Annotated in this window: 18 protein-coding genes and 8 tRNA genes; 25 read left to right on the top strand and 1 reads right to left on the bottom strand. The window is 36.0% G+C overall.

Going from position 1 to position 24,311, the window contains the following annotated elements; genetic code table 11:
- The first annotated feature begins 3 nt into the window (after window positions 1–3).
- The 3 genes from argS to gap all read left to right on the top strand — a co-directional run bounded on the left by argS (window position 4) and on the right by gap (window position 3,263).
- The gene (gene argS / locus T513_RS0105655) at window positions 4–1,665 is read left to right on the top strand and encodes an arginine--tRNA ligase (protein WP_029072557.1); all 1,662 of its coding nucleotides are present in this window, start codon (window positions 4–6) and stop codon (window positions 1,663–1,665) included.
- Window positions 1,666–1,676: 11 nt separating this feature from the next.
- Window positions 1,677–2,009, top strand: a complete 333-nt coding sequence (gene rpoE, locus T513_RS0105650; protein WP_031589332.1) for a DNA-directed RNA polymerase subunit delta — start codon at window positions 1,677–1,679, stop codon at window positions 2,007–2,009.
- Window positions 2,010–2,252: 243 nt separating this feature from the next.
- Entirely contained in the window at window positions 2,253–3,263 is a 1,011-nt protein-coding gene (gene gap / locus T513_RS0105645; protein WP_029069865.1) for a type I glyceraldehyde-3-phosphate dehydrogenase, read from the top strand.
- A gap of 84 nt (window positions 3,264–3,347) precedes the next feature.
- On the opposite strand, the gene T513_RS0105640 is transcribed toward gap, so the two are convergent.
- Window positions 3,348–3,863: a phage tail tip lysozyme gene (locus tag T513_RS0105640; RefSeq protein ID WP_031589331.1), complete on the bottom strand. Its 516-nt coding sequence runs from the start codon at window positions 3,861–3,863 to the stop codon at window positions 3,348–3,350.
- 275 nt (window positions 3,864–4,138) lie between these two features.
- On the opposite strand from T513_RS0105640, the gene T513_RS0105635 reads away from it, so the two are divergent.
- From T513_RS0105635 to T513_RS0105530, 22 genes are all read left to right on the top strand, one after another.
- Window positions 4,139–5,545: a S41 family peptidase gene (locus T513_RS0105635; protein ID WP_035876763.1), complete on the top strand. Its 1,407-nt coding sequence runs from the start codon at window positions 4,139–4,141 to the stop codon at window positions 5,543–5,545.
- An 11-nt stretch (window positions 5,546–5,556) separates the two neighbouring features.
- The gene (gene uvrB, locus T513_RS0105630; protein WP_031589329.1) at window positions 5,557–7,530 is read left to right on the top strand and encodes an excinuclease ABC subunit UvrB; all 1,974 of its coding nucleotides are present in this window, start codon (window positions 5,557–5,559) and stop codon (window positions 7,528–7,530) included.
- On the top strand, window positions 7,520–8,863 hold the full coding sequence (locus tag T513_RS0105625; RefSeq protein ID WP_031589328.1) for a CCA tRNA nucleotidyltransferase: 1,344 nt from the start codon (window positions 7,520–7,522) through the stop codon (window positions 8,861–8,863). Before uvrB ends, T513_RS0105625 begins: the two co-directional genes overlap by 11 nt.
- Entirely contained in the window at window positions 8,850–11,672 is a 2,823-nt protein-coding gene (uvrA, locus tag T513_RS0105620) for an excinuclease ABC subunit UvrA (RefSeq protein ID WP_031589327.1), read from the top strand. Before T513_RS0105625 ends, uvrA begins: the two co-directional genes overlap by 14 nt.
- A gap of 9 nt (window positions 11,673–11,681) precedes the next feature.
- Window positions 11,682–12,617: an HPr(Ser) kinase/phosphatase gene (gene hprK / locus T513_RS0105615; protein ID WP_031589325.1), complete on the top strand. Its 936-nt coding sequence runs from the start codon at window positions 11,682–11,684 to the stop codon at window positions 12,615–12,617.
- A 2-nt stretch (window positions 12,618–12,619) separates the two neighbouring features.
- A complete protein-coding gene (gene lgt, locus T513_RS0105610; protein ID WP_031589324.1) occupies window positions 12,620–13,423 on the top strand; it encodes a prolipoprotein diacylglyceryl transferase in 804 nt (267 codons plus the stop codon).
- Window positions 13,416–13,715: a YjgN family protein gene (locus T513_RS0105605; RefSeq protein ID WP_029069873.1), complete on the top strand. Its 300-nt coding sequence runs from the start codon at window positions 13,416–13,418 to the stop codon at window positions 13,713–13,715. Before lgt ends, T513_RS0105605 begins: the two co-directional genes overlap by 8 nt.
- A gap of 240 nt (window positions 13,716–13,955) precedes the next feature.
- Complete coding sequence (locus T513_RS0105600) at window positions 13,956–15,233, top strand: O-acetylhomoserine aminocarboxypropyltransferase/cysteine synthase family protein (protein WP_031589323.1); 1,278 nt, start codon at window positions 13,956–13,958, stop codon at window positions 15,231–15,233.
- 172 nt (window positions 15,234–15,405) lie between these two features.
- The gene (locus T513_RS0105595) at window positions 15,406–16,590 is read left to right on the top strand and encodes an aminotransferase-like domain-containing protein (RefSeq protein ID WP_031589322.1); all 1,185 of its coding nucleotides are present in this window, start codon (window positions 15,406–15,408) and stop codon (window positions 16,588–16,590) included.
- An 18-nt stretch (window positions 16,591–16,608) separates the two neighbouring features.
- Entirely contained in the window at window positions 16,609–16,953 is a 345-nt protein-coding gene (locus T513_RS0105590; protein ID WP_029069876.1) for a tautomerase family protein, read from the top strand.
- A 112-nt stretch (window positions 16,954–17,065) separates the two neighbouring features.
- Window positions 17,066–17,142, top strand: a tRNA-Asn gene (locus tag T513_RS0105585).
- A 2-nt stretch (window positions 17,143–17,144) separates the two neighbouring features.
- A tRNA-Glu gene (locus tag T513_RS0105580) sits at window positions 17,145–17,220 on the top strand.
- A gap of 4 nt (window positions 17,221–17,224) precedes the next feature.
- A tRNA-Val gene (locus T513_RS0105575) sits at window positions 17,225–17,300 on the top strand.
- 7 nt (window positions 17,301–17,307) lie between these two features.
- Window positions 17,308–17,383: transfer RNA gene (locus T513_RS0105570), tRNA-Thr, on the top strand.
- A 5-nt stretch (window positions 17,384–17,388) separates the two neighbouring features.
- Window positions 17,389–17,464: transfer RNA gene (locus tag T513_RS0105565), tRNA-Lys, on the top strand.
- 8 nt (window positions 17,465–17,472) lie between these two features.
- Window positions 17,473–17,555 (top strand) — tRNA-Leu (locus tag T513_RS0105560).
- Between the two features lie 32 nt (window positions 17,556–17,587).
- Window positions 17,588–17,663: transfer RNA gene (locus T513_RS0105555), tRNA-Val, on the top strand.
- 12 nt (window positions 17,664–17,675) lie between these two features.
- Window positions 17,676–17,758, top strand: a tRNA-Leu gene (locus T513_RS0105550).
- 175 nt (window positions 17,759–17,933) lie between these two features.
- Window positions 17,934–21,647: a GH32 C-terminal domain-containing protein gene (locus T513_RS0105545; RefSeq protein WP_051654405.1), complete on the top strand. Its 3,714-nt coding sequence runs from the start codon at window positions 17,934–17,936 to the stop codon at window positions 21,645–21,647.
- Between the two features lie 108 nt (window positions 21,648–21,755).
- On the top strand, window positions 21,756–22,418 hold the full coding sequence (locus tag T513_RS0105540) for a response regulator transcription factor (RefSeq protein WP_029069877.1): 663 nt from the start codon (window positions 21,756–21,758) through the stop codon (window positions 22,416–22,418).
- Entirely contained in the window at window positions 22,415–23,407 is a 993-nt protein-coding gene (locus T513_RS0105535; protein WP_031589320.1) for a sensor histidine kinase, read from the top strand. The genes T513_RS0105540 and T513_RS0105535 overlap by 4 nt, the downstream gene beginning before the upstream one ends.
- Before the next feature lie 67 nt (window positions 23,408–23,474).
- Entirely contained in the window at window positions 23,475–23,942 is a 468-nt protein-coding gene (locus T513_RS0105530; RefSeq protein WP_031589319.1) for a hypothetical protein, read from the top strand.
- Window positions 23,943–24,311 lie beyond the last annotated feature (369 nt).

Here is a 24,311-nt window from a genome sequence, read left to right as displayed (position 1 = left end):
AAAATGGCTGCTAATAAGATTGAAGCTACTTTACAAGAACATTTAAAGAATGCGATTGTATCATCATCTTTATTAGAAGAATATGATGCATCGTCTATCAATATTGAAATTCCAAAAGATAAATCTCATGGCGATTATTCTACAAATATCGCTATGCAGCTAACTAGAGTTCTACATAGAAATCCAAGAGAAATTGCTCAGGCAATCATGGATGCTTTCTCTTTAGAAGACGCAAAGGTAGAAAAAATTGAAATGGCTGGTCCTGGATTTATCAACTTCTTTATGAAAAATGATGCGTTAACATCAATTATTAAAGAAGTCTTATCAGAAAAAGAAAACTATGGATCAACAGATTTTGGGAAAGGTATCAAATATGATGTTGAATTTGTTTCTGCCAATCCAACTGGTGATCTTCATTTAGGACATGCCAAAGGTGCTGCTGTCGGTGATTCAATCTGTCGTATCATGAGCAAGGCAGGTTATGATGTGACAAGAGAATATTATATTAATGATGCCGGTAAGCAGATCACAAACTTAGCTTTATCATTATACAGCCGTTATCTTGCTTTATTTGATATAGAAAGAGCTATGCCTGAAGATGGATACTTTGGACAGGATATTAAAGATATTGCATTAAAAGTAAAAGAAGAAGCAGGAGATAAGTATGTAAACTTATCAGAAGAAGAAGCTATCTCTTACTTTAGAGAATTAGGAACTGCTCATGAATTACAGAAGATCAAGGATATTCTAAAAGAATTCAGAGTATCATTTGATGTATGGTTCTCTGAAACGAGATTATATAATGAAGAAATGATTCAGCCAGTTATCGATGAACTAAGAGAAAAAGGTTATCTTTATGAAGAAGATGGTGCCTTATGGTTTAGAACAACTGACTTCGAAGATGATAAGGACAGAGTCTTAATCAAGAAAGATGGAAGCTATACATACTTCACACCTGATATTGCTTATCATAGAAACAAGCTTAATAGAGGGTATGATTATCTTGTAGACTTACTTGGAGCAGATCATCATGGTTATATCAACAGAATGAAAGCAGCTATTCAGGCATTAGGCTATAATAAAGATCAGCTTAATATTGATATTATGCAGCTTGTCCAGATGGTTGAAAACGGTGAAGTTGTCAAGATGAGCAAACGTACAGGAAACGCTGTTACAATCAAGGACTTAATTGAAGAAATCGGTGTAGATGCCACTAGATACTTCTTCGTATCAAAAGCAGCTAATACACCATTTGAATTTGATTTAGGTTTAGCAAAATCTCAGTCAAATGAAAACCCTGTTTACTATGCACAGTACGCACATGCAAGAATGTGCTCTATTATGAGAAGTGCTAACGAAAAAGGATTTGTTTTAGCAGATAGCTATGAATTATTAACTAATTCAAAAGAAACAGATTTATTAAAGCAGATTGGTGAATTCAGAAATGTGATCAATGATGCAGCACGTACAAGAGCACCTCATAAAATTACAAATTATATCCAGAAACTTGCACAATTATTCCATTCATTCTATAATGATTGTCATGTATTGGATGAAGCCAACAAAGAATTATCGCAGCAGAGAATGGCATTATGTGAAGCTACAAGAATCACTCTTGCCAACGCTTTAAATGTCATTGGTGTATCCGCACCAGAAAAAATGTAGGAGGATTAATAATGGATTACTCACAAATCTCAATGGTTGATCTTGCTTATCAGATTATGCAGGAAAGAACACAGCCAATTGATTTCTATGAATTATGGTCAATCATCTGTGAAAAGAAACAGTTTACTGAAGAAGAAATTGATGAAAATGAATCAAACTTCTATACAAATATTACATTAGATGGACGTATGATCACTACTGGTGAAAATAGATGGGATCTTCGTGTACGTCATAAGTTTGAAGATGTTCATATCGATATGAACGATATCTACAGCGAAGAAGAAGCATCTGACGAAGATGATCAGGATGATTCAGTTATCGAAGATAAATATTCAGATGACTAATAAAAATGTGCAGAATATTCTGCACATTTTTTACTTTTTTCATAGAATAAAAAATATTTTTCACATGAGAAAGCGCTCTCATAATGGTAATTTTTTAATATTTTAGATTAAATTATTTTCATGAAATGGGCATAAAATGAATCGTGAAAATGAAATTAATGAAAACACTTTATTATAAGTTGATTTATAAATCACAAAGGCTTATAATAAGGGCAGAAATTAATTAAGGAGGAATGTCATAAAATGGCAGTAAAAGTTGCAATTAATGGTTTTGGCCGTATTGGTCGTTTAGCATTCAGACAGATGTTTGGTGCAGAAGGTTACGAAGTCGTAGCTATCAATGATTTAACATCACCAAAGATGTTAGCTCATTTATTAAAGTATGATTCTTCACAGGGTAAATATGCTTTAGCTGATAAAGTAGAAGCTAAAGAAAACTCAATCGTTGTAGATGGTAAAGAAATCACTATCTATGCTAAACCAAACGCTGAAGAATTACCTTGGGGTGAATTAGATGTAGACGTAGTATTAGAATGTACTGGTTTCTACACTTCTAAAGAAAAAGCTTCTGCACATATCAAAGCAGGTGCTAAAAAAGTTGTTATCTCAGCTCCAGCTGGAAACGATTTAAAGACTATCGTATTCAACACAAATAATGAAACATTAACTAAAGAAGATCAGATTATCTCTGCTGCTTCATGTACTACAAACTGCTTAGCTCCAATGGCTAAAGCATTAAATGATTTAGCTCCAATCCAGAGCGGTATCATGTTAACAGTTCATGCTTACACTGGTGATCAGATGATCTTAGATGGTCCTCAGAGAAAAGGTGACTTAAGAAGAGCAAGAGCAGGTGCAGTTAACATCGTTCCTAACACTACAGGTGCTGCAAAAGCTATCGGTTTAGTAATCCCTGAATTAGCAGGTAAATTAATCGGTTCTGCACAGCGTGTACCAGTTCCTACTGGATCAACTACTGTATTAACTTCTGTAGTTAAAGGTAAAGTAACAGTTGAAGAAGTAAACGCAGCTATGAAAGCAGCTCAGACTGAATCATTCGGTTACAATGAAGACTTAATCGTATCTTCTGATATCGTTGGTATGACTTATGGTTCATTATTCGATGCTACTCAGACTATGGTTAACGAATTACCAAATGGTGATACTGAAGTTCAGACTGTATCTTGGTATGATAACGAAAACTCATTCACTTCTAACATGGTTAGAACTATTAAGTATTTCGCTGAATTATAATACTAGACATTCTAAAAGAACTCCTTCGGGAGTTCTTTTTTGATCTCAATAAAAAAATCCTCCGGATAACCGGAGGATTATTACTTATGCTAGCTTTGAATAAATCTTCTTAGCAGTATTGCCACGTTTCTTTGAACGACTTGATTTATTGGCAGGTCTTTCAAAATCATAACAGAACTTATGAGCTGCTTTATAAGCACCAGATTTATTGTTCTTTACTGTCTTAAGATGTTTGTAAAGTCCTTTATATCCACTCTTAAGCTCTTTGTTCATATAACCGATCTGAGCTTTAACTGACTTGTAACTTAATTTCTTAGATTTAGCATATCTCTTTAATGCGCTCTTTCTTGAACCAGTCCACTGAATTAAACCATAAGCGCCACGTCCAGCGTTTGGGTTGTAGTTAGATTCATGCTTGATGTTAGCCATGATTCCAGCAGCTGTAGCCTTGCTGTAGCCTGATGCCTTTAACTCAGCGTAAACTCTTGCTTTATTTGTAGCAGCGAATGCTTCACTGTTTTCAGCACTAATGGCAAATGCGCCACCCATTATAATAAAAGCTAATGCGAACATTGTTAATTTCTTAATTAATTTATTCATATTTATCCTCTTTCCTTAAGAAATTCTTACGTAATTCTTAAGAATTTCTTAACTTTTGAATACATTTGTTACTATACCATAAATGAGGGAGAAGTCAACACTGTTTCTTAAGATTTTCTTAAGAAATTAAAATTTATTGCTTATATACAGTAAAAAAGTGACTTTTTTACAAAAGGTGAAAATAAGATAAAGGGGATAAATTCATTTCTATGCAACACTGTATAAAATTTAAGTCAATTATGATAAAATGAGTAGACGAGGTGATTATTGTGTATATGGCAAGCAAAAAAAGAAGAATAAAGCCACTATTTGTCCTTCTTGTTGGTATTCTATGTTTTGCTCTTGGCATCGGAGGTGGATACGTTCTTTTTCATAAAGAAACAGAAAAGTCTTCACTGAATAATCGCACACTGCTTCAGCTTTATAATGCAATGAATAATCAGTTTTATGATACAACCAATGAAAATACATCTTTACTTGAACGTCTATCTAAAGGATTAGTTCTTGGTGCAGGTGATCCTCATACAAGCTATATGACAAAATCAGAATTTGATTCTTTTCAGGATACTGTCGATGGTGACTATGATGGTATTGGTATTGATTATTTAACAACTAAAGAAGGAGCGATTGTGACTACAGTCTATCCTGATACGCCAGCTTTAAAAGGAAAAGTTCAGCCTGGTGATCTTATTATTGAGGTGGCTGGCATTTCAATGAATAATAAATCATCTTCAGAAATTGGCAAGGCTATCCGTGGTGAAAAGGGAACAGCTGTTTCTTTAACAGTACTGCGTGGCGGCAAGAGAATGGTGCTTCATGTTGAACGTTCATCATTGGATTCAAGTCTTAATTATGGAATTAAGGATATCAATGGACATCGTTGTGGATATGTGGATATCAATACGTTTGGTACAGCTACAAGTTCATTGTTTGAGAAGGCTCTTGCCTCTTTTAAGAAGAATAACGTGAAATCACTCATTATTGATTTACGAGATAATGGGGGAGGATATGTCGATGCGGCAGAAGAATGTCTTGCTTTATTAAATAAAAAAGACACTGTACTTTATATGACAAAAACAAAAAATGGAAAAGTAACTAAGGTGAAAGATGCGACAGATGATCATTATCAGTTTGAACAGGGATTAATTCTTGTTAATAATATGAGTGCATCTGCCAGTGAGATTATGGCTTCATCTTTAAAGAAAAATAATAATTACACAATTGTTGGTGAGAAGACATATGGTAAAGGGACTGTACAAGTAGAAATGCCATTAGCTAACGGTGGTGTCTTAAAATACACTTATGCCAAATGGCTGACACCGGATGGAACGTCCATCAATAAGGTGGGTATTGTCCCAAATGTAGTAATAAGTGATGCACCACTTGCCAAACTACAGCTAGAAAAAGTACCAGCTACATATCATTTTGATCAGCTGAATGATTATATTAAAACAATGGAAGTCATGTTAGATGCATTGGGCTATAAGCCAGGACGTACGGATGGCTATTTTTCTAAGGATGCGCAAAATGCTTTAAAAGCATTCCAGAAAAAAGAACATCTTAAAGAGTCTGGAAACTATGATCAGGAAAGCTATTATCATTTGTTAAGTGCTTATGTTTACGCAGTTGGTACAAAGAGCTATGATCCCATCTACAGTAAAGCTTTATCCATGCTTAAATAGGAGGATGCATTATGAAAAAATTTGAGCTCGTATCTGATTTTGCCCCTATGGGTGACCAGCCTGAAGCGATCAGAGAGCTTGTAGAAGGGGTAAAGAATAAAAAGAAAACACAGGTTCTACTAGGTGGAACAGGGACTGGTAAGACATTTACGTTTGCCAATGTGATTGCTCAGGTCAATAAACCGACGCTTGTACTATCACATAATAAAACACTGGCCGGACAGCTTTATTCAGAATTAAAGGAATTCTTTCCTAATAATAGAGTAGAATATTTTATTTCAAACTTCGATTTCTACCAGCCAGAAGCCTATATTCCATCAAGTGATACCTATATTGATAAAGAAGCACAAACCAACTATGAAATAGAGATGCTTAGAAGTGCCGCAATGAACTCTCTAATTGAAAGAGAAGATACGATAGTCGTATCTTCGGTAGCCTCTATTTACGGTTTAGGTAATCCAGAACAATATAAAGAGATGATCTTCTCATTAAGAGTAGGTCAGATCATCGACAGAAAAGAACTGTTGACATTCTTGGTAGACAGACAATATACAAGAAACGATATGGATCAGATTAAAGGAACATTCAGAGTACGTGGAGATACAATCGAAATCGTACCAGGACACTCTGAAGCCTATATCATTCGTATAGAATTATTTGGAGACGAAGTCGATCGTATCTGTGAAGTGGATCCATTAACAGGAAAACTGCTTGCATCTTATAATACGTACACCATCTATCCAGCAGATGACTATGTTACAAGTGCTGAAAAGATGCAGCGTGCCTGCCAGACGATTTCTGAGGAATTAGAGGATCGTCTTGCTTATTATAAAGAAGAAGAGAAACCTCTAGAATATGAACGCCTCGACCAGCGCACCAGACATGATATAGAGATGCTTAGAGAAGTAGGCATATGTCCCGGAATTGAGAACTACTCTCGTCATATTGACGGCAGAAAACCAGGACAGAGACCTTATACGCTCTTGGATTATTTCCCCGATGATTTTCTTATCATCGTAGATGAATCCCATGTCATGTTGCCGCAGATTCGAGGAATGTACAACGGGGACCGCAGTCGTAAGGAGACATTGGTAGAATATGGATTCAGATTGCCTTCGGCCCTTGATAACCGACCTTTACGTTTTGAAGAATTTGAAAAGCTTATCCCGGAAGCTATATTTGTGTCTGCGACACCGGGTGATTATGAACTCGAAAGTACGAAGGGTAAAGTGGTTGAACAGATTATTCGTCCTACTGGTCTTCTTGATCCGATTGTGGATGTTCGTCCTATTGAAGGGCAGATTGATGATATTATCAGTGAAATAGAAGAACGTATCGAGAAGGATGAACGTGTTCTTATTACGACCCTTACAAAACGTATGGCTGAGGATTTAACTGATTATCTTAAAGAATATGGCTTCAAGGTTGCCTATATTCACTCAGATACAAAAACCTTGGAACGTACGGAAATATTAAGAGATCTTCGATTAGGTAAATATGATGTCCTTGTTGGTATCAATCTTTTACGAGAAGGACTTGACCTTCCAGAAGTATCGCTTGTCTGTATTCTTGATGCGGATAAGGAAGGATTCTTACGTAATTCTCGATCATTGATTCAGACCATCGGACGTGCTGCAAGAAATGCGAATGGGAAAGTCATTATGTATGCAGACCGTATGACAGATTCAATGAGAGCCGCTATTGATGAAACATCACGCCGTCGTAAGATTCAGATTGCTTATAATGAAGAGCATCATATTGTGCCACAGACAATCAAGAAAGAAATTCGTGATGCAATTAGAGGACAGGAAGTTCAAGAAGAAGCCAGCAAGCTTGTTAAGCGTGGCAAGAAAGTAAGCAAGAAGGCTAAGGGTGAACTGATTGCGGAACTTGAAAAACAGATGCGTGAAGCAGCTAAAGTCCTTGATTTTGAACGTGCAATGGAACTGCGTGATGCGATAGAGGAGATAAAAAATGCAGGTTAATATTCCCATCAGTGAAAAAGAAAAAGAAGTCTTTGATGCAATTGTATCAGAAGGAGGACAGCTCTTTTTTGTAGGGGGTATTGTAAGAGATACCTTATTAAAAAGAGAATCAAAAGATATCGATGTAGAAGTCTTTCATCTATCCTATGATAAGCTCTGTGAGATACTTTCACGTTTTGGACATGTAGAAACCTTTGGGGCATCATTTGCGGTTGTTCATCTGGATTTGTTGCAAAACTGTGAATTTGCTTTACCAAGACAGGAAAAAAGCAGAGGAAGTGGCCATCAGGACTTCGATATCATTATCGATAGTGAACTTCCATTAGAAAAAGCTGCAAGACGAAGAGACTTTACCATCAATGCGATGATGGTTGACTATAAGACAAAACAATTATTTGATTTCTTTCATGGCTATGATGATCTCATGGACAAACGTTTAGAAGTCATTGATGAAAAATCTTTTCAAGAAGATCCTTTACGTTTATATAGAGGAGCATCTTTTATATCAAGATTTCATCTTGAAGCAAGTGAACGTACTAAGACAATTTGTAAGAACATGAAAGAAAAAGTAAAGTATTTAAGTGAAGAGAGAATCTATGAGGAATATGTCAAGATTCTCATGGGAGATTTTCCTTCATTAGGCATGACATTTCTAAAGGATGTTGGGGTTTTGCCTTCTTATTTAGAAGCATTGATTCATACCCATCAAAGACCTGATTATCATCCTGAAGGAAATGTCTGGAATCACACGATGCTAGTATTGGATCATGCAGCTGAAGTTAAAGGGGAAACCAGCTGGCCACTCGCATTTATGTGGTCGGCTTTGTTGCATGATATTGGAAAGCCGTTAGTGACAACAGAAGATGGAAGAGCTATTGGTCATCATGAAGCAGGAGTGGAGGTTTTTAAGGATGTGAAGATCATTAAGAATAAGAAGCTTCGTGCTTATGTGAAAATGATGATTCTTGTTCATATGGAACTGATGAAGATCTTCTATGATCATTCTCGACCAATTGTCTATAAAAGATTATTAAAGAAGATTGATGGCATCTTCCCATTAAATGATCTGGTCTGGTTTTCGCGATGTGATAAAGCGGGAACAGGAAGATGTGCCATTCAAGATATGGAATTGATTAATGAAAGATTAGAGGAATATGTGTCTTCGTATGGAGATCATGCACAAGAGGCACTTGTGAGTGGGAAAGATCTATTGGCATTGCCGATAGAGGATCATCGTCAATACGGTGATATTTTGCGTCAGGCTTATGAATGGCAGCTTCAGGGTATGAAGAAAGAAAGTATATTAAGGAGACTATTGCATGAATTCAGATAAGATTGTCATTAAAGGGGCAAGGGAAAACAATTTGAAGAATATTGACATAGAGATTCCTAAAAATAAACTTGTTATCTTAACAGGGTTATCAGGTAGCGGAAAGACGTCCTTGGCATTTGATACAATCTATGCGGAAGGGCAAAGACGATATGTAGAATCGTTAAGTGCCTATGCACGACAGTTCCTTGGGGGAATGGAGAAACCTGACGTCGATAGTATTGAGGGACTTTCACCAGCTATTGCGATTGATCAGAAGACAACATCCAATAACCCACGTTCTACAGTTGGAACTGTTACGGAAATCTATGATTATTTAAGATTGTTATATGCGCGTATTGGACATGCGTATTGTCCTCATCATAATATTCGTATTGAAGCACAAACAATTAAGCAGATGTGCGATATTGTCGATCAATATGATGAAAGAGATAAGCTTCAGGTATTAGCAAGAATGGCTATGAATCAGAAGGGGACACATAAGGATCTTTTTGAGAAGCTTAGAAAAGAAGGATTTGTCAGAGTCAAGGTGGATGGAGAGATGTTTACTCTTGATGAAGATATAGTCTTAGAAAAAAATAAAAAACATACGATCGATGTAGTTGTGGATCGTATTATCAAAAAAGAAGGATATCGTTCACGTCTCTCTGATTCATTAGAAACTGCATTAAAATTAGCAGGTGGAGAATGTATTGTAGAGAATCTTACAAAGAAAACAGAAAAGCTGTTCTCAGAAAATCAGGCTTGTCCTATTTGTGGATTCAGTGTACCAAAGCTTGAACCACGTCTTTTCTCATTTAACAACCCATTAGGAGCCTGTCCTGATTGTAAAGGATTAGGTACTAAAAGTGTTGTAGATGATAATCTGCTTGTACCTGATTGGTCTTTAAGTATTAACCAGGGAGGATTGCGCTATTTTAAGACAGCAGTAGGAACTGATCGATTAGAATGGCAGAAATTCCTTAAGCTATGTGAAGCTTATCATATTGATTTAGATAAGCCACTTAAAGATTTTACTAAGAAAGAATTAAAGATTATCTTTATTGGATCAGATAAACCTATTTCGTATGAGACAGTTTCTTCTTCAGGAAATATCTCACGTGCAACGCAGTATATTGAAGGGGTAAAAACCTTAATTGCAAGAAGATATGAAGAAACAAATTCTTCTTGGGCCAAGGAATGGTACTCTTCATTTATGCGTGAACAGACATGTCCTACTTGTGGTGGTGCACGTTTAAATGAGATGGTCTTATCAGTTAAGGTTGATGGATTATCTATTTATGATTTAACAAATAAATCTATTAATGATGCTTTAGCATGGATTTCTTCATTAAAGCTTTCTATCATGGAAGAAAAGATTTCAAGATTGATTGTAAAAGAAATCAAAGATCGATTGACATTCTTACAGAATGTAGGATTAGGATATCTTACTTTAGCAAGACATGCTGGTGGGTTATCTGGTGGAGAAGCTCAGCGTATACGTTTAGCTACACAGATTGGTTCACGTCTTACTGGTGTTCTTTATGTTTTAGATGAACCATCAATTGGTCTTCATCAGCGCGATAATGAAAAGCTCATTCGCACTCTTTGTGAGATGAGAGATCTTGGAAACAGTGTGCTTGTCGTTGAACATGATGAAGAAACAATGAGAGAATCTGATTATATTGTAGACATCGGACCAGGAGCTGGTGTTCATGGTGGACAGGTTGTCGCATGTGGGACACCACAGGAAGTCATGAATAATCCTAACTCTATTACTGGACAGTATCTTGCAGGTACAAAAAGAATTGAAGTACCTAAGAAAAGACGTAAAGGTAATGGATTATTCCTTGAAGTAAGGGGAGCTAAGGAACATAATTTAAAGAATATTAATGTGAAGTTCCCGCTTGGAAAGATGATTGTCGTAACTGGTGTATCAGGTTCAGGTAAATCTACATTGGTTAATGATATTCTTTGTAGAGGATTAAGAGAAAAAATCTATCATTCTAAAGATCGTGTAGGTGCCCATAGAGAAATAAGAGGTATTGAGAATGTCGATAAGGTCATTGAAGTATCTCAGGAACCAATTGGAAGAACACCACGTTCTAATCCGGTAACATATACAGGCGTCTTTGATGATATCAGAGATCTCTTTGCGAAAACACAGGAAGCCAAGATGCGCGGATACGATAAAGGACGTTTCTCTTTCAATGTCAAAGGAGGACGCTGTGAAGCGTGTCAGGGTGATGGTGTAAAACGTATTTCAATGCACTTCTTGCCAGATGTGTATGTGCCATGTGAAGAATGTGGTGGAAAACGTTATAACGAAGAGACACTTCAGGTAACATTTAAAGATAAGAATATCTATGATGTATTAGAAATGACTGTGGAAGAATCATTGTCTTTCTTTGAAAATCTTCCTCGTATTTATAATAAGTTAAAAGCACTTTATGATGTGGGACTTGGCTACATTAAGCTTGGTCAATCGGCAACAACCTTGTCAGGTGGAGAAGCTCAGCGTGTTAAATTAGCGTCTGAACTACAGAAGCGTGCAACTGGAAAGACCCTTTATATTCTTGATGAACCAACAACAGGTTTACATAGTGATGATGTGGCAAGACTTATAGAAGTATTAAATAAAATAGTAGATAACGGTGATACCGTTCTCATTATTGAACATAACCTCGATGTCATAAAAGTTGCGGATCACATTATCGATTTAGGGTTGGAAGGCGGAGACGCAGGTGGTACAATTGTAGTATCGGGAACACCTGAAAAAGTCGCAAAATGTGAAGAAAGTCGTACTGGACAGTTCCTTAAGGACTTATTATAAGGAGGCATTATGGCAAAATCAGTTAAATTAAAGGATCTTTTACCACAGTCTACATTCGTACAGATTTCTGGTGATGAAAACTCTCTTGAAAGAGAAGTATTTGTAGCTGATACAAATAGACCAGGTTTCGAATTGGCTGGATTCTTTAAGCACAGTGACTTCAGAAGAATTATTCTTCTTGGAGAAAAAGAAAATGCATTTATTGATGAAATGACAAGAGAAGCACAGTTAGCTTGTTTCTCTAAGTTAGTCAATGATGAAACACCATGCATTATTGTGTGTAAAGGATATAAATGTGCAGATATCTTAAGAAATATTGCTATTAAGAGAAATTTCCCAATATTTGAGACAAATATGCCAACTGGACGTGTTTCAATTGATCTTCAGTCTAAATTGGATGAGAAGCTAGCACCTGAAACATTGATTCATGGGGTATTCTTAAATATTTATGGTAAAGGTGTTATCATTCGTGGAGATAGTGGGATTGGAAAATCAGAAATTGCCCTTGAACTAGTCAAAAGAGGACATCAGCTTATTGCGGATGACGCTGTTGAACTTTATCATGTCGGACAACATATTGTAGGTAAAGCTCCTGCTGTATTGAACAACCTTCTAGAAATCAGAGGAATTGGTGTCATTGATGTATCAAAGATGTTTGGAATTGGCTCATGTCTTGCGAAAGATAATGTAGACTTGATTATCCAGCTTGACCGTTGGTTACCATCAAGAGAATACACACGTATTGGTGTAGAAGAAGACGATGTGACAGAAGAAATCTTAAATGTCCCTATTCCAAAGATTGTTGTTCCAGTTACAGGTGGACGTAGTATGTCAGTTATTATTGAATCAGCACTCATGAACATGCAGCTTAAGGCTGATGGCTTTGATTCAAGTAAAGAATTTGTTAATAGAATCATGAAAAATATTAAGATGAAAGGGGAATAGTCATGAAGCTATTTCCAAACTTTCATACTTTAGTATCCATAGGAGGATTTAATATTCGCTATTATGCGGTATGCATCCTCCTTGGTGCTTTATTTGCATATCAATTAGGAAGATATAGATTCAAGAAATTAGGATACGCGCCTAACATTTTATCTGACTATTTCTTTGGCGTAATGGTTACTGGCATTATTGGTGCTCGTATCTGGTATGTGATCTTCATGTGGAAAGAGCTTTATGCTAGTCATCCAGAAGATATCATTGCGATATGGCATGGAGGATTGGCAATACAGGGAGGTCTTTTCACAGGGCTTATTTATAGTGTCTACTATTTTAAGAAACATCAAATAGATTTCTTTGTAGCCGGTGATGCTATTATGCCAGGAGTACTTATTGCTCAGGCATGTGGACGATGGGGGAATTTCTTTAACCAGGAAGCCTTTGGTGGAGAAGTATCTCTTTCTTTCTTAAAAGGACTTCATCTTCCTTCATTTATTGTTAATCACATGTATATTGAAGGTGCTTATCATCATCCTACGTTTCTTTATGAATCAGTAGGAAATGTCATTTTGTTCTTGTTGATTATTCTGGTAGTAAAGAGAATATCAAAAAAGAATGGAATACAGTTTTTCTCTTATTTTGTAGGTTATGGGATTGTTCGATTCTTTGTAGAAGGAATGCGAACTGACTCATTGATGCTTGGGTCATTAAGAATGGCTCAGATCATCTCATTGATTTTCATTGTATGTGGTATAGCAGGAATACTCTATATTCACTTTAAAAGAGAGGATAAGCAAGTAGATGAATAGTTATTTTGATGGTAGTCTTCTTTCATTGATTGTAATAAAAACTATATGCTTCATACTGACAGTCATTACATTTGGGATTGCTTTCCCATATTGCACAGTAACCCTTTATCGTTGGGAAATCTCTCACAGTGTCATCGATGGAAGACGCTTGCGATTTGATGGAACGGCAATGGGCTTATTTGGACAATGGATCAAATGGCTGTTTCTCATTATTATCACATTAGGGATTTATTCTTTCTGGGTAGCTATTGCTTTGAAAAAATGGAAAGTTGCCCATACTCATTTTATTTAAAAAAGAGCGATTCGCTCTTTTTTATTTCTCTAATAATTAGATATAGAAAACGCATATAAGTTACTATATTGCCAATAAACTACTAAAGTGGTAGGATATTATTAATTCCTACAAACATAGTAGGTTGAAGGAGGCAGCTATGAAAATTCTGACAATTGATTATTTTCTCGCCTTAGATCGAATGTGCATTTCAAGATAAGAATCACATAGATATTTATAGATAATGAGGAGGAGAAGAATATGAGTAACTATAGATTTGAAACATTACAATTACATGAAGGACAGCAGCCAGATCCAACAACAGGAGCTAGAGCTGTACCTATTTATCAGACAGCCGCATATGTATTTGAAGATGCGGATCAGGCAGCTGCCCGCTTTGCATTATCAGATGCAGGAAATATTTACGGAAGACTAACTAACCCAACAGTGGATGTATTTGAAAAGCGTATTGCAGCCTTAGAAGGAGGCGTAGGAGCATTAGCCTTATCTTCTGGTGCCGCAGCAGTCACTTATGCGATCAAGAACATCACAAAATCTGGAGATCATGTGGTAGCCGCTAACAATATTTATGGTGGAACTTATAACTTATTAGCACATACTTTAGTTGATGATGGTATTACTACTACTTTTGTAAAAGATTTAGATCCAGCATCATTTGAAGCCGCAATCCAGGACAATACAAAATTAATTTTCATTGAAACATTAGGAAATCCACGTAGTGAAGTCACTGACATTGAAGCAATTGCAAATGTAGCTCATAAGCACGGCTTACCGCTAGTAATAGATAATACATTCGCTACACCTTATCTTGTTAAACCTATTTCTTACGGTGCAGACGTGGTTATTCATTCAGCAACTAAATTCATCGGTGGACATGGTATTGGCGTAGGCGGTGTCATTGTAGATGGAGGAACATTCGATTGGCTTGCCCACAAAGATAAATTCCCAGGTCTTACTACACCAAATCCATCATACCATGGTATCAATTTCGCAAAAGATGTAGGAAAAGTTGCCTATATTACAAGAATTAGAGCCATTCTTCTTCGTGATGAAGGAGCAACATTGTCACCTTTCCAGGCATGGCTATTCTTGCTTGGGTTGGAAACATTATCTTTAAGAGTAGAACGTCATGTAGAAAATGCATTAAAGATTGTTAACTTCTTAAATCAGCATCCAGGTGTTGAAAAAGTACATCATCCATCAATTAACAATGATGCATTATATCAGAAGTATTTCCCTCATGGAGGAGGTTCAATCTTCACTTTTGAAATTAAAGGTGATGAAAGAAAAGCTAAAGACTTTATCGATCATCTTCAAATATTCTCATTACTTGCCAATGTAGCAGATGTAAAATCGCTCGTCATTCATCCAGCATCTACTACTCATGCACAGCTTAATGAAGAAGAATTAAATGAAGCTGGTATCTATAAGAATACTATTCGTTTATCGATCGGTACTGAACATGTGGATGATTTAATTGAAGACCTCTCACAAGCATTCACATCTATCGGACTCTAGAAAATTTCTAGAGTTCTTTTTATGATTTTTCTTAAATATTATGTTAAAATAAATCAAATAAAAAAATTACGCTATAAAGATATAAAACTTGTAAGCGTATGCAAAAACAGTTACAGGTAACTTGTAAAACGCTTTCAATTGGACTATAATAGCGAGTAAACGAGGTAACAGTATGAAATATCAGTTTTCTAGAAAGATGCAGAACGTTAAAGCTTCTGCGATTAGAGAAATATTCAAGGCGCTTGCCGACAAGGAAATTATTAGCTTTGCAGGAGGTAACCCTGCAGCGGATGCATTTCCAGTAGATGAGATAATAAAAGCATCAGAAGAGCTTCTTGAAGATAACCCTATTTCCGTATTGCAGTATGGCTTAACTGAAGGAGACCCTTTCTTTTTAAAGAAAGCAGCTGCTTTTATTAATAGAAAAGGCGGCATTATTAAAGAAGGAGATCAGATTATTACGACGACAGGCTCTCAGCAGATCATGGATCTTGCATCCAAGGTCTTATGCAACGAAGGAGACGTTGTGGTAGTAGAAGAACCATCATTTCTTGGGTCATTAAATTCATTTAAGGAAAATGGCTGTCAATTAAGAGGTGTACCTTATAAAGATGGTGAAATTGATCTAGCAGCATTAGAACTTGCTTTATCATCACAGCCCAAGCCTAAGTTTATGTATTTAATCCCTAATTTCCAGAACCCAATGGGAACAACAATGTCATTAGATACAAGAAAAAAGGTTCTTGCATTGGCAAAACAATATGAAGTGCTTATTTTAGAAGATGATCCTTATGGAGAACTAAGATTTGAAGGAGAAGATATTCCTTCACTTAAACAGTTAGATGAAGATGGATTAGTTCTCTATGGTGCAAGCTTCTCAAAAATCATGGCACCAGGTATGCGTGTTGCGTGTGCCATCGCCAATCATGAATTAATTGAAAAGATGGTTGTCGCAAAGCAGGGAGCGGATGTTCATACAAACTTATGGGCACAAAAAGTTATTGCTCGTTTATTAGATTCCATGGACATGGATGCACATTTAGAAAAACTAAGAAAAATTTATAAAGAAAAATGTGAACTTATGTTAAATGAGATGGAAAAGCACTTTTCTGATCAGGTTACATACACTTCTCCAGAAGGTGGTATGTTTATTTGGGTGCACCTTCCTTCTCATGTAGATACAGATGCCTTTGTGAAAGAGGCTTTAAAAAGAAAAGTGGCGGTTGTGCCAGGAGCTGCTTTTTTAACTGATGATAGTCAAGAATGTCATGCGTTTCGTATGAACTTTTCGACACCTTCTCGTGAGGATATCATCAAAGGTGTGAAAATATTGGGAGACATGACGCAGACATTCTAATTTTAGGAGGTTTGTTTTATGCCATTTTTAAGATTTACAACTAATAGAACATTAACATTACAACAGGATAGAAAACTTAAGGAAGCTGCTGGAAAAGTGATTTCACTTTTCCCAGGCAAGAGTGAAAGTGCTCTTATGATGCATATTGAAGATAATCAGATTATGTATTATCAGGGAGACGAACAGGACGCTATGTATGTGGATTGTAAAATCTATAGACATGCAAATAAAGAAGAACGTCAGGCTTTCACTGAAGCTCTTATGGATAAGGTAGAAGAAATTACTGCTATTCCAAAGAACAATATTTACTTAACAATCCAAGAGTTTGATGAGTTTGGTTTTAATGGTAAACTTAATGGATAAAGAGCCGAAAGGCTCTTTTTCTGATTCAATAAAAAAAGTGTAAAAAAATTCATAAAAGCTATTGCAATATATAAAATCTCATGGTATATTATGTGAGCACTGAAAAACAAATGCCTGTTTAGCTCAGTTGGTTAGAGCATCTGACTGTTAATCAGGGGGTCGTAGGTTCGAGTCCTACAACAGGCGCCAGTGGCGGATTGGAGAAACGGTTAACTCACATGCCTTTCACGCATGCATTCACGGGTTCGAATCCCGTATCCGTCACCATTATGGGGGCTTAGCTCAGTTGGGAGAGCATCTGCCTTACAAGCAGAGGGTCAGCGGTTCGAGCCCGTTAGCCCCCACCATTTATAAGCCGGCTTAGCTCAATTGGTAGAGCAACTGACTTGTAATCAGTAGGTTGTGGGTTCAAGTCCTATAGCCGGCACCATTTATGACTCGCTAGCTCAGTTGGTAGAGCATCTGACTTTTAATCAGAGGGTCAGGAGTTCGAATCTCCTGCGAGTCACCATTCTTAGTGCGGGTGTGGTGAAATTGGCAGACACGCTAGACTTAGGATCTAGTGCTTCGGCGTGCAGGTTCAAGTCCTGTCACCCGCACCATCTTATTACACTGGTAACGGTGTTTTTTTATTGGGGGCTTAGCTCAGTTGGGAGAGCATCTGCCTTACAAGCAGAGGGTCAGCGGTTCGAGCCCGTTAGCCCCCACCATTTTTTTTATATGCGGGCGTGGTGAAATTGGCAGACACGCTAGACTTAGGATCTAGTGCTTCGGCGTGCAGGTTCAAGTCCTGTCGCCCGCACCATCATATACATTAAACCTACTTATAATTAAGTAGGTTTTTTTGTGTTTTAATGAAAATGACTTATAAATCAATATTATTGAATTATATATGTTAATTACCATTGATGACATTTGTGAATAGTAGGAATCTTTTCTTTTTTATAAAATATTGATATCAAATCAATAGGAGGAAAAAGATGAAAGGGAGTAAGATTTTTGCGTCGTTTGTTGGGGCAACGATGATTTTTACAAGTACAATCCCCGCTTATGCTCGTACTCTACCTAGCTATTCATATCAGCAGGTAATGAAACAGGCAGGTTTAAAGAGTACGGAATTGCAGTTTGATGAGCTTAATGATGATTATGAAAAAGTAGATGGAGGAATCAGAGGCCATGGTAGTGGTGATAGATTCCTTTACAGCAATACTGAAGCCAAGGACTTTGTCTATGAAGCAGATGTTAAATTCAATGAGAAAAAAGGTGCTGCTTCATTGGTATTTAGAGCTCAGGGTAAATATTCTTATGTAGCTAATTTAAATGGAGAAACCGGTCATGTTGTTGTCTTTAAGTTTGGAGATCCAGCTGATTTAGGACCAAGTCAAGATGTGAAAGTAAAAGACAGCAATACATATCATTTAAAAGTTGTCGCTATAGGTAATCACATTGTCTATTATGTAGATGATCAGCTTGTCCTTAATTCTGCCGATTATACAATGAGCAATGGGCATTGGGGACAGGATGATTCGTTGACAGAAGGTAAGTTAGGTTTACTTACTTGGGAATCCGATGTTACTTACAGTAATATCAAGTATGCCACAATTACTGATGATAATTCTCCACAATTAAATGGCATTAAACTTAATGCGGTTGATGGTGGTATCGATAAAGATATCCTCTTCCAAAAAGGACAGTATGTCTATATCGCTAATGTTAAGCATGATACTCATGCAGTTAAACTTGATTTAGATAAGAACGAGGGTACAACAGTTACAGCTTATAATGAAGAAGGAAACCAAGTAGATTATTCAGAAGGTCTACCTATCACTAAAGATATGCAGACTTATACTTTAAAAGCTACAAATGGTTCAGCTGAAGTTGTATATCGTCTAAGATTACATCGCTGTCAGAAAGATGAAACATACTATAATGAAAAATGGCGTGGCCAGTTCCATTATTCAATTAAAGATGGATGGGCTAATGACCCTAATGGTATGGTCTACTTCAAGGGAGAATGGCATTTGTTCCATCAGTACTATGATGGAGATAAATGGGGTCCAATGCATTGGATGCATGCCACAAGCAAGGATGGTATTCATTGGGAAGAACATCCAATTGCCTTCTATCCAGATGAATATGGAACAATGTATTCAGGATGTGCAGTCATTGCCAATCATGATACAGCTCCAGATATCTTTAAAGAAGGAGAAGAAGGTCTTGTATTCTTAATTACAGCTAATGGTAATAATGGCAATGATGATCAGAAAATCATTGGAGCTTACAGCTTAGATGGAAAAACATTCCATAAGTATGAAAAAGGAAAAGTACTTATTCATTGGAAAGAAGATTCACTTAATACTTCAGCGTTCAGAGATCCTAAAGTCTTCCGTTATGATAATAAATGGTTTATGGTAGTCGCTGGTGGACCATTAAGAATCTATTCATCAGATGATTTAGTACATTGGAATCAGGAATCAGCTTATAAAGACTGTCATACTGAATGTCCAGACTTATTCCCAGTCGTTGTCAGAGATGAAAATGGCAAAGATACCGGTGAAGTAAAATGGGTATTCTCACGTGGTGGTAGAAAATATAAGATTGGTGACTTCAAGAAAGTCGATGGTCAATACAAGTTTGTCCCATTATCTCAATATGCAAGTGAGAACGGAGAAGGAATGGGCGATGAAAAAAATGATGGTATCATGAACTTCGGTTATGATTCATATGCCGCTATGACATACTATACTGGTGAATTTGGTTCAGGTAATAGCTATAATAAATCAGTTGTAGATAACGTTATCGCGGTAAACTGGATGAACACTTGGGAAGGTGGCTTCTGTAATTCTATTCCAGATAAGAATGGCAACAGTGTCTTTAATGGAACATTCAATTTGGCATTAAAGATGGGTATCAAGAAAACAGGGGATAACTATGAATTAACACAGACACCAATCAAGGAATATGATGATCTAAAAGAAGAAACAAAAGAATACAAGGATGTTAAATTAACGAAAAAGAATACAGCTTTCAATGATTTTAGATCAAGTAGTTATGTGATTAATGCTCATGTTGATCCTAAAGACAGTAAAGAAGTAACATTTAAAGTACGTGCAAGCGATAAGGAAGGTACACTTGTAACTTATAATTTTGATACAGAAACATTAACTATCGATCGTAGTAGCTCTGGTGTTATTGTTAATGGTGATATGAATAATGTATCACATAAAGTGAAAAAGAATAAAGATGGCAGTGTTGACCTTGAAATCTATGTCGATAGAAGCAGTGTCGAAGTCTTCAATAATGACTATACAGTAGAAGGCGCAATGCAGATTTTCCCTGGATTTAAGAGCAATGGGTTACAGATTTATAGTGATAAGAATGCGATTGGTAATGTGAAAGTGACTCCACTTAAGTCTATCTGGACAAATAAGCAGACACTTACAAAGCCAAATGGTATTGAATGTGACACTGATCATATTGATGGATATGTTAATCAGTCTTATGAAGTAAATACTGACTTAGCACCTGAAGATATTAAACAGGATGTAGTCTATGAAGCAGTAGAAGGCAAGGATCTTATTAAGATTAAGCAGGAAGGTACAAAAGCGACTATTACTTGTCTAAAGAAAGGCAAAGCTAAAGTTAGAGTCTATGCAAAAGCTGATCCAAGCTATTCTAAAGAAATCACAATTGATATTAAGGAAAATAACTTAAAGACAAATGTCAATGTCTTTGAACCAGATGAAGGTAAATGGTATATCGATGGAGATCAGTATGTAGGTGAATATGAAGATGGAGAATCTACTCTTTATAGTGAATACATCAGAAACAAAGATTTCGATTATCAGGTTAAAGCCAACTGGAAAGATACTGAAGAAGTATCGTTTATCGTAAAATCACAGAAGAAGGGCAAAGGTGGCGCTTGGAAAGTTACTATTGATGATTCAGGGAACATTGTAGTAAAAGATACTAAAGATAACGCTGTTATTGCCAATGGTAAAGCAAGTGTAACACGTAATGATCTTGTTAAGATTTCTGTACGTGATCATCACTTGATGATCTATATCAATGGTAAAAAAGCCATTGATACAAAAGTATCAAATGATCACTTCTATGCCAACGGTTATGTAGGAATCGGCTTTAATGTAGGTACACTACGTATTTCTGAATACTATGTCTATGAAACTCCTGATCGTATTGTATTGGATGCTGATGGAATACATCCACGTGTTAATGCATCACTTGATGAAATCAAGAAACTTCTTCCTAAGACAGTAAAACTTGCCGGCAGTGATAACTTAATTACTGAAGAAAACGTACCAGTAACATGGGATGTTTCTAAGGTCAATGTGAAAAAGCCTGGCACTTACATTGTAGTGGGAAAAGCACGTCAGTTGACTGTAAGCATTAAGGTCTATATCAAAGATGCAAGATTAGAAAAGGTAAAGATTTCTAAAGCAAAGGCAAAGAAGAAATCTATCAAGCTTTCATGGAAGAAAATAAAGAATGTGAAAACTTATGAAGTGGCTTACCGCAAGAAAGGTACAAAGAAATGGAGCTACAAGAAAGTTTCTCGCACTTCATTGACTATCAAGAAACTTAAGTCTAGAAAGACTTATGAAGTAAAAGTAAGAACTGTAGTAGGTAAGCAGAAAGGAACATTCTCTTCTATCAAGAAAGTGAAAGTTAAATAATAAGTAAAGAAACTATTTCCAAGGAAATAGTTTCTTTTTATATTCTATGTCATATGAAAGTTGTGATAAATGATATTATTGGTATAATAGGAAAAAAGGAGAAAGCCTATGAAAATCATAATTGTAGAAGATGATGCCTCTATTAGAGAAGAAATAAAGATTCTTCTAGAAGGTGCAGGATATGAAGTAGAATGTGTTGAAGACTTTACTCAAACAAAAAAACAGATACTCGATGCTAATGCGGATCTATTGCTTTTGGATATACAGATTCCCTATATGAATGGAGAAACGCTGCTGAGGGAGTTAAGAAAAGAATCGGATATGCCAGTTATCATGGTGACAAGTAAAAGCAACGAGATAGATGAGGTGCTTTCAATGAGCTATGGCGCAGATGATTATATTACCAAGCCTTATAATCCAACATTGTTGCTGCTGAGAATACAGGCCGTATTGAAGCGTCTTTCACCATCTAATAGTCAATTGTCTCACTATCGTGATCTAGAAGTAGATTTTGCTAAAGGGACATTAAAGAATAGTGAACAGGAAGTAGTTCTTACAAAAAATGAGATGATCATCTTTCATTTTCTTCTTACTCATATTGATGAGATTGTCACTAGAGATGATCTTATGACAGAACTATGGGACAATAAGGAATATATCAGTGATAATGCCTTAACTGTCAATATTTCAAGATTAAGAGGAAAACTATCAGATTTTGGATATGATGATGTTATCATGACAAGAAAAGGACAGGGGTATATTCTCTCATGAAATATTTAGCAGACCACAAAAAACATATTTTTCTTATCGTTGTTTTTATCATCATTCAGTATTTAATGGGAAAAGCTTTTCATATTGAAAAAGCTTTTCTATATGCTCAGATCATCTTAACTATCATATTTATCATTATTATCTTCACTTATGATTATATGAGAAAAGTCTCTTTTTATAGACAATTAGATCATCATTTAAAGATGAAAGAGAAATATTTGATTATTGAGACATTGAATCGTCCTTCTTTTTATGAAGGAGAGATAATGCATGATGCCTTATATGAAATAACCAAATCTATGAATGAGAAGATCTATGAGTACCAAAGTGAAACAAAGCATTTCAAGGAATATATTGAAATGTGGATTCATGAAGTAAAAACACCGATTTCTGCTTTATCTTTAATGTTGCATAAGGATAAAAACAATAAAGCCTTGAATCAGCTTAAGCGTATTGAAAATTATACTGAGCAGGTTCTTTATTATATTCGTAGTCAATCTGATGCTCAGGATTATCTTATTAAAGAGCATCAATTAGATCAGTGCATCAATCATGTCTTAATGCATAATAAAGATGAACTGCTGATGCATCATTTTACTATTGAAACTGATCATCTTGACTGCAAAGTGAAATCTGATTCAAAATGGTTGGAATTCATTTTAAATCAGATTGTCTCTAATGCGATGAAGTATCATAAAGAAAACCCTCTTCTTCGTTTTAGTGCGACAGAAGATGAAGACAAGGTTGTACTTTCCATCTACGATAATGGCATAGGTATACGTGCTTCAGATTTGCCTCAGGTCTTCAAGAAATCCTATACGGGATTTAATGGTCATGAAGAAGAAAAATCTACCGGTATGGGCCTATTTATTACTAAAAGACTATGCGATGCTTTACATCACGGTCTTACGATAGACTCTAAAGAAGGAGAGTATACCAAGGTGACATTGATATTCTATAAAGAAAAATACTATGTGACAAAACTGTAATGTTTTGTCACTTTTAATAAACGACAAAAATGATCTTCTTCTCTATGATAATAACAGGAGGAGAGCTATGAAGGAGTCTATATGGAACAAGGCATTTAGTAATGCTTTAGAACAATTAAAGAGCGGTGCACTTGTTTATATGATGACATTTTTCGTGATGACACTATTACCGATGTTTTATACTGTCTATCATATAAAAGAAAGAGGAATGCATCTTAAGATGGAGAAGCTTTTATCTTTGATGTTCATCTTTACCATCATTCTTCTTATCGCTTGTGCAAGTGCATTATTGATTATTAATCACATGAGAATCAATGAAAAAAGAGAAGAGTATATTGGATGGTATGGATTAAGATTAATCTGTCTTGAATCCTTTATGGAACTTGTGATCTTTCTTGGAGTGACAAGTGTCCTATTTGTGATAATGAGCTATTCATTTATGATGGATCTTTCGATGTTTATAAAGATGCTGATGGGATATGCCATCTTTCATAGTCTTATTCTCATACAGAATGTGACAGATCTGTCACAATAAGTCATATTGAACAAACGACAGAGAATTGAACATGAAGTATGCTATAGAGGAAGGTAGAGTCAAAAGTTTATGAAAAACTTGATGAATGACAGATTTCAGGGATCGATGAACGATGCGATATCATTCATGTAGTATTAAAATTGAATATTTTGAATTTTTCTAAACCGAATGATTATGAAGGTAATAAAAAAACACCTAAAAAAGGCGCAATGAGGGTATCGTCTCCTGGAGCACTGCTTGGAGAAATGATTAATTGTCTGCTGGATGGTACTTATGTGATATCTCAATGAGCTTGAGCCACTGATCAGGCATTAGCATATTATTATCAAACAAGCCAGATACAGGTGTCTTATATTTCAGTGATGAATG

The organism is Kandleria vitulina DSM 20405, from assembly GCF_000702065.1.
In the GTDB taxonomy this organism is placed as follows: domain Bacteria; phylum Bacillota_I; class Bacilli_A; order Erysipelotrichales; family Coprobacillaceae; genus Kandleria; species Kandleria vitulina.
The sequence above is the reverse complement of the archived record's forward strand: the minus strand, read 5'-3'. Positions and strand labels throughout refer to the sequence as shown.